This window comes from Thalassomonas sp. RHCl1, from assembly GCF_947387555.1.
Taxonomy (GTDB): domain Bacteria; phylum Pseudomonadota; class Gammaproteobacteria; order Enterobacterales; family Alteromonadaceae; genus Thalassomonas.
The window spans coordinates 205296-220779 of the sequence record NZ_CANDNZ010000004.1; the positions used below are offsets into that span (position 1 = coordinate 205296).

Below are 15484 nucleotides of genomic sequence, written 5' to 3' on the forward strand. Positions count from 1 at the left end.
GGCATGACATCCGGCATCAAGTTCAAATGCCGGACAAAAGAAAACCGCCAGAGAAAGAGCTAGGGTGCCTTGTAGTAACCCTTTTTATTGGCAATATCAATTAATTCGACAATAGAGTGGGCATGGAATTTTTTCATGATATTCGTGCGGTGAATATTAATGGTACGCTCGCTATTAAACAAAACCTCGGCAATTTCCCGGTTAGATCTTCCCTGTAGCAGATACTCAAAAACTTTCGCTTCCTTGGGGGTTAACACATCTTCGGCCTCTTCCAGCAAGGATCTGAGCTCCTCGGAAATATATTGCTCCCCCCGCAAACAACCGGCCAGGGCTTCAAGCACAGCATCAATATCACTGACCTTGCTGACCAGGGCTGACGCCTTCAGGTTAATAAGCTGGCGAAACAGGCCGCCGGCAGTTAATCCCGTTAAAAAGACCACTTTACTTTCCGGAAATTTCCGCCGCAGCCATTGCAGCATAGCAACAGGCCCTTCACTTGGCATTTGACAGTCTAAGATGAAAATATCGACCTGGACAGTGTCGGCAATGCTTTTGAGCTCGTCGGTAGATTTTACCTGCCCGGCAACATCATAGCCATTACCGGCAAGCAACATAGACAAACCGCTGCGAAATAAATCATGGTCATCGGCGATTAATACTTTAGTCATTTAACAAGGCTTCACGTTTAGCGACTTAATCGTTTTAGTAGTTTAACCGGACAATTATATATTACAAGACCCGCTCTGATAAACTTACAAAATCACAATATCCTTTTGCCAAGCCTGTTCAGCTCATAACTAACAAACTGATTTTAAAGTTTTTATAAACACAGAGCATTGCAACACTATCTTGGCGGCAACGTAAAACCAACGACATCATCATCGCAAAGCTTTATGATAAAACTCGATATGCTACCGGCGGCTCAGCAGGGATTTTACCGGCTCACCGGCTTTAAATTTGTCTTAGCGCTACATGCTTTCCCCGGCCTTGCAATAGTGATCGATAAACGCTTGGTGGCTGGGCATTCTTACAACCTGAGCATCCACTTGCCCCTTGATGCCATTGAGAAATTTAGCCAGTTCGGCATCACTCATCTGATCCACTATCTGATGGTAGTTTTCCGGCATGATCCCCTGCCCCATCATCACCTGGGTCCAGGAATCAAGACGGAACAGTTCACTCTGGGTAATGCACACCCGGGCGGTCTTTTTAAACAGCTCCATCCTGTGGGCAAGGGTTGGCGGCACTTCCATGTTTTGACAATAGCGCCAAAACGGGCTGTCATCCCGTTCGGTGGCTTTGTAGTGCAAAATAATAAAGTCGCGGATGCGCTCCATTTCTTCCCTGGTTTGATTATTATATTCGTCGATATTGGCCTGGCTGATCTCATCATGGGGAAATAACTTCATCAGGCGTAAAATCGATGCCATGATCAAGTGAATCGCGGTAGACTCCACCGGCTCAACAAAGCCGCTGGCCAACCCGATGGCGATACAGTTTTTATTCCAGCCCTTAACGCGGCGGCCGGTGTTATAGCGGAAAACTTTCGGCTCGGTTATGGCCGGGCTTTCCAGGTTATTCATTAGCGTGGCAATCGCTTCTTCATCCGAGGTATAGCGGCTACAAAACACCAGGCCATTACCGACCCTGTGCTGCAGCGGGATACGCCATTGCCAACCCCAGTCATGGGCAATCGCCTGGGTATAAGGCCTGGGCTCGCCTGCTTTTTCTGTTTGCACCGCCACGGCACTGTCGCAAGGGATCAAGTGGCTGTAACTTTCAAAACCGGTATTTAACGCCCCTTCGATTAACCGGGCGGCAAAACCGGTGCAATCAATAAATAAGTCACCTTCAACCCGGGTGCCGTTATCCAGGGTCAGGGCTTGAATATAGCCGGTTTTGTCATGGATACTGACATCCTCTATTTTGCCTTCGAGGCGCTTCACCCCTTTGCCAAGCGCCAACTGCTTTAAATAGTCGGCATATAAGCCGGCATCAAGATGGTAGGCATAATCGAGTTTGCTGTCCCTTGAACCTAAAAACCTGCCGGCTTTGGCCGCGGCATGTTCCGGGCAGTAGGCGCCAAACTCGTCATTGATGCCTTTTTTCAGTCCCGCCAGGTAAAAATGCTGAAACTCTCCTGCCCAGCAGATGCGCCCGGTATCGCCGAAAGAGTGAATATAACTGTCGTTTTGCTTGCCCCAGTTTTTAAACTCGATACCAAGTTTAAAAGTTCCCCGGACCGTTTTCATAAAATGCTGTTCATTAATGCCAAGCAGTTCATTAAAGGTGCGCAACGGCGGTATGGTGGCTTCACCGACACCGATGCGGCCAATTTCTTCCGATTCGATCAGGGTAATATCCAGGCTTTTACCCAGTAACTTTGACAAAGAAGCCGCCGTCATCCAGCCGGCACTGCCGCCACCGGCAATGACAACACGTTGAACTTTTTTATTATGGTTATTTTCTTGACTTGTTGTTTGCATCTTCATTTCCTGAATAATCCAAGTGACTGCACAGCCTGTGCCCTGAGGGCTTATTATTAAATAACACAGCTGGGTGCCCAGGTAAACGGTTAAATGGAAGCGGTTTCACAAACCGCCTTGTCCTGGCTGCTAACATCGGGCTTTTTCGATAAAACCACCAATTTTGCCTGTGCCGGCGGCTTGATCACCGAGCTATAAAAATAACTGTCGGTAATTTTTTCAATGTGGAAATGCTCGGCAAAAACATTATGTAAGATCTCATCGTCAAAACGATAAGGCATGGGAATTTTTTGCCCGGCAAAAATATCATAATCGCTAAAGCGCCTTTCTTGTAAACTCATGGTTTTAAGCAGCACTTTACCGTCCGCTTTGAGCAGTTTAAGCACATTGGCAATATATTTTTTGGTACTGATACAACAGACGGAATGAAAACAGCCGCGGTCAAGAATTAAATCAAACTGCGCCGGCGCCAGGCGGCTATCAAGGACATCATCTAAGACAAATTCAACTTGCGTTTGCCAGGGTAAGGTTTTCGTTTTGTTTTTTGCCTGAGCCAGGGCGGTTTGTGAAATATCCGAGCCGACCACCTGATAGCCCATTTTCGCCAAAGCGATTGCCTGGCTGCCGCTGCAGGTACCCAAATCGAGAATTTTAGCGCTGTGAATACCATGTACTTTTAAAAAGTCGCTGATGTCGGGGTCAAGCTCCTCGCTGAACCAGGGCCAGCGGTTAGCACTTCTGCCCTGATACATTTGCTGATTTTTACTTTCCCACTTCTCTTCGTTCCATTTAATGAAGTCTTGTAAGCTGCTCATATCAAACCTGCTGTTATTCTTTTTATTGCTAAAGGAGGGTTACAAGGCGGCGTTTTTTAAATCCACTAATTTTCTGACATTAGCCAGCGACGCCACCACGGCAAAGGCCAGGGATAAAAAGCCGGATTTATTCAACTGCGCCAGGGCATCGCCGTCAAGTGCCGCCAGTTTTTCTTCGTGGATCGTATAATTACCACTCAGCTTGATTTGCCGGCCGTTATTTAAGGTGATGTCGAGATTCACAGCTTCGATAAGATCATAACGGCTAAAGGCATCAAACATGGCTTTACTGATCTTGGCACCGTCATTGATGGTGGCCAGGGCCTGGGCTACCTGTTTCAGGTAAGGGCTTTGCTCGCCATTTTCCAGGAACAGGGCTTCTCCTGCCACCTTATCGTCTGTTGCATTATTTTCTGAGGCATGGCTAACCCTGGGGCTGGCGATATCAATATAAATCACCGGGGTATCAACCGCTTGCCCGTTAATTTGTTGAGGTTCAAAGCCGATAAGAAAGGGTCCTTTGGCGATCACTGCGGGAATATAATTCGCCTGCCATTTGCCCCGTTTAAGAAACAGGTTTTCATCTTTTTCCAGGCCGAGTAACACTACAGATTGAAAGTCACCGGTTTGCGGGTGCTTACTGAATAAGATCGGATATTCCCTTTGGATATGGATGAACTCACTCGGATAAGTCAGGGTACTGGTAACCTTATCCCCCAATTTGACCGAGTTTTTGCTGTTAACCCTTAAGTCTTTATGTTCAAGGTGGTTTAACCGTACTGCATTCGCCATCATCTTCCCCCGGATATTGTGCCTGCTGTAACTTTTTAGTATTTTCCAAGATGCTTTTTAAAAGAACTCATGTGTCCATTGTCCGTATAACTAAGCAAAATTAATATCTTTGGCTCTGCCCGGGAGAGAGGCCTTAAGCGATGATATTATTTCCATTACGAACCATGAGTTCTTTTAAAAAACTTCTCTTTTATTTTTACCTTTTTCAGGTTCATAAGCCGCTTCATTAATCCCTTAAAAAAGCGGCTTTAAACTTTAGCGTTAAGCCTTATAAGTCAGGCCTTAAAAGGTATACCTGGCCCCTAACTCATAACGGGGCTCGGACTCTTCACCAAAGGTAAACTGGTTTTTATTACGGCCGTGTTTACGGATGTCTTCCCCGGTAAGGTTGATCCCGGCAAAAGAGACCGACAGGTTCTCATTGACCTGGTAACTGGCGCTCATATCAATCTGGTCGTAAGCTTCAACAAATTCCGGCTCACCCGCGCTGCGGTTGGCATTTTCCAGGAATTCATCCCGCCAGTTGTAGGCAAGACGCACGGTAATGTCGTCTTTTTCATAGAGCAACACCAGGTTGGCGGTATCACTTAACCCCTGCAGGGCAAACTGTACTTCATCGGAAGAGACATCAAAATTAATATCCCCTTTGACTATGGTGTAGTTGGCCTGTACGCCGAAACCTGTGTCGCCGAAGAAGTGCTGCACGGCAAATTCCCAACCGTAAACCTTGGCTTCCTTGTTATTAACCGGCGCGTTATAACGGAACATCATTTGTGGATCGTCGCTGTTGGGCAAGATATCGATGGCATCTTCAAATTCCAGTGCCGTCATCGAATCATAATCCACGCCGAGTTCATTGGCGGCAACCATAGAGAACAGCTGGGTATCGTCCGGGTTGGTGATGCCAAGGGCGGCTAAGTCTGCCATTGCCTGCTGCGCACGCGGACCGTTGGTGACATCCCTTAAGTCAAAGAAGTTGGCAATAAGCGGCTCGGTACCGACAAAGTTTTCAACCCGTTTTTCAAAGTAACCGGCAGAGACATAACTGGTATCTTCAAAATACCATTCCACCGATAAGTCCAGGTTGTCGGACTCAAGCGGCACCAGTTCAGGGTTACCCGAGTTAGCACTGCCGTAGACCTGATCATCGAGGATCGTCGGCAGGGCCGGGCCGCCGTTAATCGCGGTTTGCGCATCTAGCTGGCCATAACTGGGGCGAGCGATGGTTTTACTGTAGGAGAAACGGGTGATCACATTTTCCACCACCGTCAGGTCAAAATCAAAGCTCGGCAGCAGGTGATCATAGCTATTGCTGACGCTATAACTTTGGGCATCGGCAAAGCTGCCTTGTATAACCTGGGTATCGTTATTACTGTCCCATTGTATCGCCGTCGGTATCGCCGATTTAGCGGATGATTTCGAATCCGTACTTTCATAACGCAAGCCTGCACTCATATGATAAGGCATACCGCCGAGTTCACCGTCGAGGTTCACTTCAAAATAAAGTGCGGTAATATCTTCTTCAATTAACCTGTGGTTGGACTCGTTGGGGTTGCGGCCAAATTCCAGGTCATATTTATCTGCCGCCCACTGGCCAATTTCTTTGGCATCGCCGCGAAAGCCCTGGGTCCAGCCGTCTTTGATTTTGTAGTCGTCAAGGGAGTCGTTAAAGTCGATAGGGTCAAGAAAACCTTCGGGTAATTCACCGGCATTTGAGGCGCTCCAGCCCCCCATGGTCTGGTTACCGGTATTCGATTGTATCGTGGTATTTTCCATTTTACGCGATTCGATACCGAAGTTGATGCTGCCGTCTTCAAACTCATAGGCACCGTCTAAACGGATTTGCTGGATCTCATTGTCGTTATTGGAATAGGCCGTTTGCATCATAGTGGTGCCCAGATCAGAGACATCGAGCTGACCGTTACAGTTATAACCCCCTACGCCGTCCTGAGTGGATACCCTGGGATCACAGTCATCAAACACTACCTGCATCGAAGGTAATCCGCTGCTGCCGTAGATAGCCCCGACACTTTTATGGACATTAGAGCCGATACCTACGGTTAAGGCATTACCATAGCCTTCGGTGGGTTTGCTGACAGATTCAGAATCATGAACATCCAGTACCAGGGTAAAATCATCGGTCACTTCCCAGTTAACATTAAAACCCAGGGACTTGTCTTCGGTGAGGGAGTTGTAATGTATCTGCTTTAGTGCAACATCACGGGGGGCATTTTCATTACGGTTTTCAATATAAACTTCCGGGGTCGGATTTAAACCTTCGGTAAATTCTGCCGTGCCGACATAAGAGTCAAACCAGCCGGAAAGATCCGAGGAATGCACTTGTGAGTCAAGTTTGGTATAGGTGTAATCTAAGGTAGTGGTGATATTATCAAGCGGACGATATTGCAGGGTTAACTGGGCATTGGTACGTTCGCGCTGGGTATCTTCAAGGCGGTAGGCAATATCAGAAGGTAACTGGTAAGCCTCTCCCATTTCTGGGCCATTGGTGATATTCGATGCCGGATAAGTCACACCATCTACCGTATAAGCTTCATTCACTTCACGGTTAATGGAGCCGTCGTAAGTACGGTTACTCCAGTTATTGATAGTCGCGCCGGTAGCACTGCTGTGACGCTCGGAAAAACTACCGTTGAACGAGGCGCCAAACACTTCCTCTTCATCGGTCCAGCTGATCAAGCCGGAAAACTCCGGGGTCACCTTGTCGTTATAATCCCTGACACCGTCACGGACACTGGTATCGTATAATGCCTTGGAGCCGAAACTGGTTTGCAGACCCGGGTTATCTAAAGGTTTGGCGGTATTGATATTAATTGAAGCCCCTATGCCGCCGGTGGCAATGGAGGCTTTACCAGTTTTATACACTTCAACGGATTTAATCGCATCGGAGGCAAGGTTTTGAAAATCATAAGCCCGGTTATCGGAAGCATGTCCCCCTTCCGGTAGAGATGACGCCGGCATGGCACGGCCGTTTAGGGTAACCATATTAAATTGCGGACCAAAACCACGTACCGTTACCCGACTGCCCTCACCATTGGTTCTGTCTATGGAAACCCCGGTGATACGCTGCAGCGACTCGGCCAGGTTGGTATCGGGAAATTTACCGATATCTTCTGCTGAAATGGCATCTACCACCCCGCTGGCATCCCGCTTTAAACGCGTGGATTCCTTGATACTGGATCGCATCCCGGTTACCTGTATTACTTCTATTTCTTTTTCCGCCTGCGCCTCGGCATTCACGGTAAAAGCAGGTACAACGGTCGCAGCACCCAAGATCACCGAAAGCGTGGTCGCCAGCTTATTTTTCTTAAACCTTCTTTGAATCATGTTATTTCCCCGAGCTAGTCAATCATTATTATTGTGGGTATCCAGATCACTTTTTTAACTCAATTTTATTCTATGCACCCAAAAATGAAAGCGCTTTCAGTTTAAGGTAAAAAAAATTCCTGTTACAGCTATTTTTTCACTTTTCGAAAATGAAAGCGCTTACATAAAACTAATTTAAAAAGCTATTGCCGTCAATATAAAATTGAACATTGTGAGGGTTTTATAAACAAACAAGCAGTGGGTGATTTCTATACTATTGAAATCACATGTTTATTTATTGAGCCAAGAAAAGCGTAAAAGCTTAATAATAGGATTGCAGTACTTTATGCCACTGCGGGCTCTTGATCACTGACAGGATCAGCGGGTTTAACTTTTGAAAAAGCTCAGGGTAATACTTAGGCACCAGGAAACGGCGGTAGAACTTATTACTGAAAGTGTTTTTTGAAAAATACAATTTGTCAGCCCAGCTTTTATTGTCAGCCAGTATCGACCTTAAGGTGGCATGCCCGATAATACCGATATTAACCCGCTTTAAGATGATCATTTCCAGCAGACGGTGTTCGTTTTCAACATCAAGGCGCTGGACTTTTTGCTGCCGCACCAACTCATCAACTCCAAAATAATAATAACCGGTTACGCCGACAAAGCTATTGCCAATCATAGACGCCGGTGTTTGATATTCAAAAGATATATCAACCGAGGATACTACGTCGTCATAATCTTCAAAAATGCCCTCACTCCACAAGTATTTCGTCCGGGCTTTATCTTTAAACCAGGCAGGAATAACACCGAGGATAATGCCGTCCAAACTACCCTCGTGCAAATTCCGGTTCAAACGCTTTCTCGGTATATAAATCAGTTCAAAACGGTAACTTGCCGACTTAGTGTTTAACTGCCTGACCAGATCAAAATACAACCCCTGGCGTTGGGAAAGGTTAGTCACATAAGGTGCTTTTTGATGGGCAATATAAATGTTTACAGCCTGCTTTTCGCCGGCGGCAAAGGCGCGGTAACCAAAGGCTCCATCATACAAAAATACGGCGAACAGCAGCACAACAAATTTCAGACTTTTAGCAGACATAAAACAACCGGAACAAACTTAGTTTTGACAGTGATTAATGATTAGCTTAGCCAAGGTATTTTGTTTTCGTTACCTTCACCGGTGAAAGATTACCCGGCGGATTTTTCTCGCCGAAAATTTTAAATCCGCCAGTTGTTTTAACCTGAAAATAAGGCTAGTATCAAAAACCTTCACGGAGAATATTTTGTAGTGCTTTATAACACCAAAGATGGCGTTATAACTATATAAATAAGACAAATCAAAGCGTTACAGAAAATGGAATTTTGTATTATTAAAATAAACAAATTCACCAATTTAACGGGGAAATATTTAATGATCGCAAAAGAACAAAGAATAAAGGTCGCTAAAGAAAGATTTTTATCTGCGCATCCGGAATTACAACATAAGCTATTAAACCTCAGTACTACTGATGCCGACAACCTGGCCCTGAGCCTGGATGAATACCGGGATATCAAACTCAACCAGGAATTTAACCACCACGCCAAAGTTCACGGTATCAATGCCTCAGATCTGGTGATAGATCTTTGCGCCGAAAGTGAACAGGAAAAACAGGCCATGTACCAGGAGCAAGAGGTCACTTCACACTAACCATAATAACCTTACACCGGGTTATTACTGGCCCGGTACTTCTTCCCGGGTCCAGCTTTTCAGGGCCAGAAGTAATATTGCTAACCTGACACAACAGCCACAGTTAAACCAAGGCATACCAGTGCTATGGCAATCAAAGTCACATCCGCTAAACCCCTTTAAAACCATATCGGGCAATTTTTTCCAGTAACTCCCTGTGTCCGGGCAGATGCTGTAAATATTGCGCCTTAAGCTGTTCTCCTTTCATGAGATGTTGCCTGCCAACATCCCCCTCCCGGGCCGTTAAGGCATAAGCCGCTTCACTGCGAAAATCCATCCCCGCCAGGATATATTGATAGCTGTACAGGCTAAAAATTTCCTGATATCGGGGAAATTCGTTTTTTGTCGGAGCATGGCAAGACCATAAGCTTAACAGCTCTTGTAAGCTATCCGGGATAGAATCCGGATGGCGGTTATCAAGCCAAAAATCATTATCACGGCGCTGACTCAAGACATAATGCAGCTTTAAAAAATCAATAATCTGCTGCCAGCGGTAGCTAAATTCCTGATTATAGCGTTTGGCGATAACATCCATGCCCGGGCGGTTTGCGGGTAACTGCAAACAAAGCCAGTCGGCAGCAAGTTCAACCTGGACAATGGCAGACGCTTCCAGCGGCTCAAGAAATCCCGCCGATAGGCCTACCGCCAGACAATTCTTTTCCCAGGCACGGCTGCGATAACCGGGTTTGATGGGGATTTTTTTAATCTCTGCCCCGGTAAAGTCATGTCCAAGATATTCTGCCAGCTCCTGCTCAGCCTGGACTTCTGAGCGATAATGACTGGAATAAACATGCCCTACTCCCCTGCGATTGGTTAACCCTATATCCCAAATCCAGCCTGCCGCTGTCGCCGTCGATTGCGTAACACAAGCTATCGGGCTATCGGCTGTAGGATAAGGGATTTGCACGGCAAGGGCGGTGTCGGCAAAAAGCACATGGCTTTGCCCGATAAAAGGCACTTGATAAAAACCGCCAAGCAACAGGCTGGCAAAGCCGGTGCAATCGATAAAAAAATCCCCGCCGATATTGCCGTGATTTTCGGTACTGACCGAGGCAATATCACCGTTTGCGGCGCCACTGACTTTCACCACTTCATCGAGTACATGAGACACGTTAAATTTTTCCAGGCAGTGGCGCTTTAATAAGGCGGCAAACTTACCGGCATTAAGATGATAACCATAATTGACCACACCGGCATATTCCGGGGTAGTGAGCTGTTTAGGCGCCAATCCCTGCTGACAGACTTCCACCTGGGGACAAACTGTGCCAGCAAAAGACCCCTGCACTTGCGATTGCTGAAAAAAGCGCAACATATCAAGGTCGTCATAACCCTGAGGCAGGGTAAAAAGATGATAATAGCTGTCGCCTGCATTGCCGTTGCACCAACCATTAAATTTTGATCCTTGCTTAAAGCTGGCATCGCATTCACGCATAAAATCACTTTCACTAAGCCCTATCGCCTTTAACGTGTTTCTCATCCCGGGCCAGGTGCCTTCCCCTACCCCGACCGGTTTCACCGAAGGGGATTCCACCAAAGTGATCTTCACCGGGCAATCAGGAGAAGTTTGATATTTTGCCGCCAGGCGACTTGCCATTAACCAGCCTGCCGTGCCGCCACCGACAATAACAATATCGCGGATATCATCAGTTTTATTTTCTACCATAAAAAGCCCCATAAAAATCAAAAAATTAGCTAAGCAACAAGCGCTGATTTACAACCTGTCCGATAACATATGAATAATAATTCTACGATAAAGGGTGTTGAACTTAGTGTTAATTATGCTATAAATGAAAGCGCTTACAACAAAATTAAAACCAGCTTAGAGAGATGTGCACTTAAGATCAAGATGTTTAATTAAACGATTTTCTTCAAGGTAAAGTAGAGGTAATATGTTAGCCAAGGCGTTATATTTCCATAATAAAAATAATATGCAGACAAACTGGAAAACACGGAAGAAGTCCCTGGCATTCGTCACGCTAAGCAGCTATTTGCTACTGTCCAACTGGGCACAAAGCGGCGGACTGGAACAGCTGCTCATGCAGTTGCTGGACTCGGTTTTATATACCTTACTGGGGATCCTTGGCGCTGTTTTTGCCAATTTATCCGGTGCCGGCGGCGGCGTGGTCTTTATTCCGGTATTTAACTCCTTAGGCTTAAGTGAGGCCCAGGCCTTATCCACCAGCTTCACCATTCAATGTTTTGGCATGACCGCAGGCGCCATTACCTGGTGCTTGCATTACCGTAATGCCATCAAAAACACCGGCGTAGAACAAGCGCCTGAGCAGTTAAACCACTGGCAACCCTTTTTACCTGTGGTCGCCATTACCTCACTGTGCTCTGTGGCCGGTATTTATAACGCCTATACCGGCGATTTTACCCCGCCGGGCAGCCTGCCAAAACTATTCAGTATTTTCTCGATTGCCCTTGGCGCAAGCTTGTTATGTCAACTGTTACTTACCCGACGCTCATCGCAAACAAATGCCCTGACAATGCCTGGTGGGCTGAAGAAAATAGATTACCTTTGCCTGCTCTTTATCGGTTATTTCGGCGGGGTGATCACCGCCTGTTTATCGGTAGGGGTAGGTGAACTGTTAGTGTTTTACCTGCTGATCAGAGGTTTCAATATCCAGCTGTCACTTGCCTGCGCCATAGTGGTAACCGCCATTTCCGTGTGGTCGGCCGCCTTGACCTTAAATGGCTTAACCACCGGCTGGCTCAGTTATCAGCCGGTATGGCAACTGGCGCTGTATGCCGGACCGGGGGCCGTTATCGGCGGCCTGGTGGCTAAAGCCCTGGTAGCAAAAATTCCGCCGCTAAGGCTTAAATTCCTGCTGGCGCTGTGGATTTTATTGATGGGCTTTGCCGGCTAAAGTCCAAACCGAAAAAAGTACAAAACAAGTCCCTTTCGTTATTGCTGCCTCACCAGAGGCCGGTAAGGGATAACTGTCGGCCAAAAAAAGTGCCGTCGGCAAAAAAGAGGAGGTATTGACTATGACAGCCAAGCAACAACAACCGGGCGTAAAAAACCATAAACGCCGGGATTTTATCCGGCAATTAACCCTGGCCCTGGGCAGCGCCACCGCCGCCGGCTTAGTCGCAGGAAACGGGTTATCCGTCGCCCTGGCCTATAGCGCAGAGCCGGGAATAAAAGATAAAACAGGCTTGATCTTTACCCGGGCGCAACTAACTTTACTGGCCAAGGTCTGCGATACCATTTTACCCCGCACAGACACGCCAAGCGGCAGTGAGCTCGACTGCCACGGTTTTGCCGATCATCAGTTATTTCACTGTTTTGAGCAAAAACAACAAAAACAGTGCTGCGACATTCTCGACACCATCAGCAGGCAAAGCAGGCACACCTACCGCCAGGAATTTGCACGCCTGCCTCAGCAAGAACAGAGGGCATTATTACTTGATATCGAAAGCACATCAGGTTTTACCCTGGAAGACAAAACACAGTTTAAATTTCTTAAGGCGTTAATTGTTTTTGGTTATTTCACCTCAGAAGCCGGCGCGACACAGGCATTAAATTACCAGGCAGTTCCCGGTGGCTTCCGGGGTTCTATCCCCTATGACGAAAACAGTAAGGCCTGGGGTTCCCTGTCCTATTATTAGCGCTGCCCGCATGCTCGTCAGCAAAAAAACCATAACTTAAATGAATAAAAAATAATGGCTTAAATGAATGAAAGATAAACTCTATATCAATGAAACCAAAGAGCATTTCGACGTCCTGGTGGTAGGCTCAGGCATTACCGGCGGCTGGGCGGCAAAAGAGTTTTGCGAGCGCGGCTATAAAACCCTGATAATAGAAAGGGGCCGGGTGGTAGAACACAGAAAAGACTATATCGGGGAAGGCAAAGGTCCGTGGCAGTTTGCCAACCGGATGAAGGTCGATAACCTCCTGGTGGAGGAACAATACCGGATACAAAAACAATGTTATGCCTTTAATGATGCCACCAAACACTTTTTCGGCAATGACCGCGACCTGCCTTATTCTACCGAAACCGGCACCGACTTTAGCTGGATCCGTGCCAATCAGTTGGGGGGAAAATCCCTGCTCTGGCACCGCCAGTCTTACCGCTACAGTGATTTTGACTTTAACGCCAACAAGGCAGACGGACACGGCATCGACTGGCCGATACGCTATAAAGATCTCGCCCCCTGGTACAGTAAAGTAGAAAAACACGCCGGTATCAGCGGCTCACCCGAGCAGCTGGAGCAGCTACCCGACGGTGAGTTTTTACCGCCGTTTGAGATGACATCACCGGAGAAACAGTTAAAAGCCAGCATTGAAAAACATTATCCGGAGCGCACACTGATCATGGGGCGCACCGCCCATTTAACCAAACCGAGTGAGTTTCATCTCAGCCAGGGACGGGGCCAGTGCATGGCCAGAGATGAATGCCAGAAAGGCTGCTCCTTCGGCGGCTATTTTTCCAGCCAAAGCTCAACTTTGCCGGCGGCAGCTAAAACCGGCAACTTACATATCGCCCCCAACAGCGTAGTGCACAGCCTGATCTATGATGAAAAAAGCAACCGGGTAAAAGGAGTCCGGGTGATAGACAACGACACCTTAAAAACCCGGGAATATTTTGCCCGGGTGGTTTTCCTGTGCGCTTCCACTTTGGGTTCAACCCAGATTTTACTTAACTCGAAAACCAAAACCTTCCCCAACGGCCTGGCCAACAGCTCGGGAGTACTGGGGCATTACCTGATGGATCATAACTACAATGCCGTGATCCGCGGTGAGTTCGAAGGTTTTGAAGACGAGTATTATTCCGGCCGCCGTCCTTCCGGCATTATGGTGCCGAACTTTCAATACCGTCCTGACAAATACAGCAAAAAATACTTGCGGGGTTATGCCTTCGGCGGCGGCTCATCACGCAGCAACTGGCAAAGCAGCGGCTGGTCCGACGGTATCGGCGCCGAATTTAAAAACAGATTAACCCAGGCAGGCCCCTGGCATATGACCCTTTATGCCCAGGGAGAAATGCTGCCCAGATATGAAAACAGCGTCAGCTTACACCCGACAAAAACAGATAAATGGGGCATACCCCAGCTGCATATCAACTGCAAATGGTCGGAAAATGAAATCCTGATGATGCAGGATGCCGCCGAAACCGGCAAAGAGATGCTGCTCAAGGCGGGGCTGAAAAATGTCCACGCCAGCGTCACCACAGACACTAAAGCGCCGGGCCTTGCCATACATGAAGTCGGCACCGCCCGTATGGGGGCCGATGCCAAGCAGTCGGTATTAAATGCCTATAACCAGAGCCATGATATCCCGAACCTGTTTGTCACCGACGGCGCCAGCTTTTGCTCAAGCGCCGTGGCCAATCCGTCACTGACCTTTATGGCCTTAACCGTACGGGCGGTTGATTACTGCGCCAAAGAAATGAACGCCAAAAGAATATAAGGAAAAAAAATGAAAAAATATAAAAAATTCATGTATGTACTACTTGCCCTGATACCGGGCATGTTCAACAGCGCCGTCGGCCATAACCTCAAGTCAGGCGAAAGCAAAGCTGTCCCGCTATTAAGCGTACAACTTTGGTCGGTTAAAGATCTCCTGAAAAGCGATTTCCAACACACCTTAAAGCAATTATCCGATATGGGCTTTAGTGCGGTTGAATTGGCCGGTGAATTCGGTCCGTACCAGCAAAACCCCGCCGGGCTTAAAGCTTATCTGGACTCCCTCAACCTCAAAGTCAGCGGCGCCCATGTCTCCTTTGAAGCCCTTAATGACAAAAACTTCGAGCAGACCCTGGCATTTTACCGCCAGCTGGCCCCGGATACCCTGATCATAGGTTGGGATGAGCGCGCCTGGCACCCACAAGGTATCAAAGAGGTAGTCAGCTTGCTCAACAAGCTGGATAAAAAGCTCGCCCCCTATAACATCAAAACCGGATTTCATAACCACGAGAAGGAATTTAATGACTTTCAGGGCAGCACCTACTGGGATTATCTGGCGCGCCATACCTCAGATTCTGTGGTGTTACAACAGGATGTCGGCTGGACCACCTATGCCGGTAAGGATCCGGTAGATTACGTTAAAAAATATCCGGGCAGAACTTTCACCACCCACTACAAAGTACGCTTGCCCGAAGGGGTTAAAGGGAAACTGCCGCTGATAGGAGAAGACACCATAGACTGGCTCGCCCTGCTTAAGGCCAATATCAGTGTCGGCGGCACCAAATGGATAGTGATTGAACAGGAAGAGTATCCCGGCAATTTAACGCCGATAGGCGCCATTGCCCGCTCGAAAAAGGGACTTGAGCGTTATATTCATCAATTATAAAGAGACAAAACAGCGGCTAATTTATAAAAAAGCTAATTAA

Annotated in this window: 12 protein-coding genes; 5 read left to right on the plus strand and 7 right to left on the minus strand. The window is 47.4% G+C overall.

Annotated features, from left to right (window positions below; genetic code table 11):
• Positions 1 to 59: 59 nt before the first annotated feature.
• From QL234_RS13785 to QL234_RS13810, 6 genes are all read right to left on the minus strand, one after another.
• Complete coding sequence (locus QL234_RS13785) at positions 60 to 668, minus strand: response regulator transcription factor (protein ID WP_281558410.1); 609 nt, start codon at positions 666 to 668, stop codon at positions 60 to 62.
• 300 nt (positions 669 to 968) lie between these two features.
• Positions 969 to 2486: a tryptophan halogenase family protein gene (locus tag QL234_RS13790; RefSeq protein ID WP_281558411.1), complete on the minus strand. Its 1518-nt coding sequence runs from the start codon at positions 2484 to 2486 to the stop codon at positions 969 to 971.
• Positions 2487 to 2575: 89 nt separating this feature from the next.
• Positions 2576 to 3301 carry a class I SAM-dependent methyltransferase gene (locus QL234_RS13795; protein WP_281558412.1) on the minus strand — a complete coding sequence of 242 codons (726 nt, stop codon included), beginning with the start codon at positions 3299 to 3301 and terminating at the stop codon, positions 2576 to 2578.
• Between the two features lie 39 nt (positions 3302 to 3340).
• Positions 3341 to 4096: a SapC family protein gene (locus QL234_RS13800; RefSeq protein WP_281558413.1), complete on the minus strand. Its 756-nt coding sequence runs from the start codon at positions 4094 to 4096 to the stop codon at positions 3341 to 3343.
• A 279-nt stretch (positions 4097 to 4375) separates the two neighbouring features.
• Positions 4376 to 7438, minus strand: a complete 3063-nt coding sequence (locus tag QL234_RS13805) for a TonB-dependent receptor (protein ID WP_281558414.1) — start codon at positions 7436 to 7438, stop codon at positions 4376 to 4378.
• 301 nt (positions 7439 to 7739) lie between these two features.
• Complete coding sequence (locus tag QL234_RS13810; protein ID WP_281558415.1) at positions 7740 to 8519, minus strand: hypothetical protein; 780 nt, start codon at positions 8517 to 8519, stop codon at positions 7740 to 7742.
• Positions 8520 to 8831: 312 nt separating this feature from the next.
• Here QL234_RS13810 and QL234_RS13815 point away from each other — a divergent pair, with 312 nt between their 5' ends.
• Positions 8832 to 9107, plus strand: a complete 276-nt coding sequence (locus QL234_RS13815) for a DUF6388 family protein (RefSeq protein ID WP_281558416.1) — start codon at positions 8832 to 8834, stop codon at positions 9105 to 9107.
• A gap of 148 nt (positions 9108 to 9255) precedes the next feature.
• Here the strand turns inward: QL234_RS13815 and QL234_RS13820 are convergent, their stop codons facing one another.
• Positions 9256 to 10809 (minus strand): tryptophan halogenase family protein, encoded by a 1554-nt coding sequence (locus QL234_RS13820; RefSeq protein WP_281558417.1) that lies wholly within the window; start codon positions 10807 to 10809, stop codon positions 9256 to 9258.
• Between the two features lie 226 nt (positions 10810 to 11035).
• On the opposite strand from QL234_RS13820, the gene QL234_RS13825 reads away from it, so the two are divergent.
• From QL234_RS13825 to QL234_RS13840, 4 genes are all read left to right on the plus strand, one after another.
• The gene (locus tag QL234_RS13825; RefSeq protein ID WP_281558418.1) at positions 11036 to 12016 is read left to right on the plus strand and encodes a sulfite exporter TauE/SafE family protein; all 981 of its coding nucleotides are present in this window, start codon (positions 11036 to 11038) and stop codon (positions 12014 to 12016) included.
• A 121-nt stretch (positions 12017 to 12137) separates the two neighbouring features.
• Entirely contained in the window at positions 12138 to 12761 is a 624-nt protein-coding gene (locus QL234_RS13830; RefSeq protein ID WP_281558419.1) for a gluconate 2-dehydrogenase subunit 3 family protein, read from the plus strand.
• Between the two features lie 67 nt (positions 12762 to 12828).
• Positions 12829 to 14562: a GMC family oxidoreductase gene (locus tag QL234_RS13835; protein ID WP_281558420.1), complete on the plus strand. Its 1734-nt coding sequence runs from the start codon at positions 12829 to 12831 to the stop codon at positions 14560 to 14562.
• 9 nt (positions 14563 to 14571) lie between these two features.
• Positions 14572 to 15444, plus strand: coding sequence for a sugar phosphate isomerase/epimerase (locus tag QL234_RS13840; RefSeq protein ID WP_348650717.1), 873 nt, complete (start codon positions 14572 to 14574; stop codon positions 15442 to 15444).
• The last annotated feature ends 40 nt before the right edge of the window (positions 15445 to 15484 follow it).

Excerpts from the sequence above, each read along its gene's own strand:
- QL234_RS13785 (WP_281558410.1), bottom strand. The coding sequence starts at position 668 with ATGACTAAAGTATTAATCGCCGATGACCATGATTTATTTCGCAGCGGT.
- QL234_RS13790 (WP_281558411.1), bottom strand. The coding sequence starts at position 2,486 with ATGCAAACAACAAGTCAAGAAAATAACCATAATAAAAAAGTTCAACGT.
- QL234_RS13795 (WP_281558412.1), bottom strand. The coding sequence starts at position 3,301 with ATGAGCAGCTTACAAGACTTCATTAAATGGAACGAAGAGAAGTGGGAA.
- QL234_RS13800 (WP_281558413.1), bottom strand. The coding sequence starts at position 4,096 with ATGATGGCGAATGCAGTACGGTTAAACCACCTTGAACATAAAGACTTA.
- QL234_RS13805 (WP_281558414.1), bottom strand. The coding sequence starts at position 7,438 with ATGATTCAAAGAAGGTTTAAGAAAAATAAGCTGGCGACCACGCTTTCG.
- QL234_RS13810 (WP_281558415.1), bottom strand. The coding sequence starts at position 8,519 with ATGTCTGCTAAAAGTCTGAAATTTGTTGTGCTGCTGTTCGCCGTATTT.
- QL234_RS13815 (WP_281558416.1), top strand. The coding sequence starts at position 8,832 with ATGATCGCAAAAGAACAAAGAATAAAGGTCGCTAAAGAAAGATTTTTA.
- QL234_RS13820 (WP_281558417.1), bottom strand. The coding sequence starts at position 10,809 with ATGGTAGAAAATAAAACTGATGATATCCGCGATATTGTTATTGTCGGT.
- QL234_RS13825 (WP_281558418.1), top strand. The coding sequence starts at position 11,036 with ATGTTAGCCAAGGCGTTATATTTCCATAATAAAAATAATATGCAGACA.
- QL234_RS13830 (WP_281558419.1), top strand. The coding sequence starts at position 12,138 with ATGACAGCCAAGCAACAACAACCGGGCGTAAAAAACCATAAACGCCGG.
- QL234_RS13835 (WP_281558420.1), top strand. The coding sequence starts at position 12,829 with ATGAAAGATAAACTCTATATCAATGAAACCAAAGAGCATTTCGACGTC.
- QL234_RS13840 (WP_348650717.1), top strand. The coding sequence starts at position 14,572 with ATGAAAAAATATAAAAAATTCATGTATGTACTACTTGCCCTGATACCG.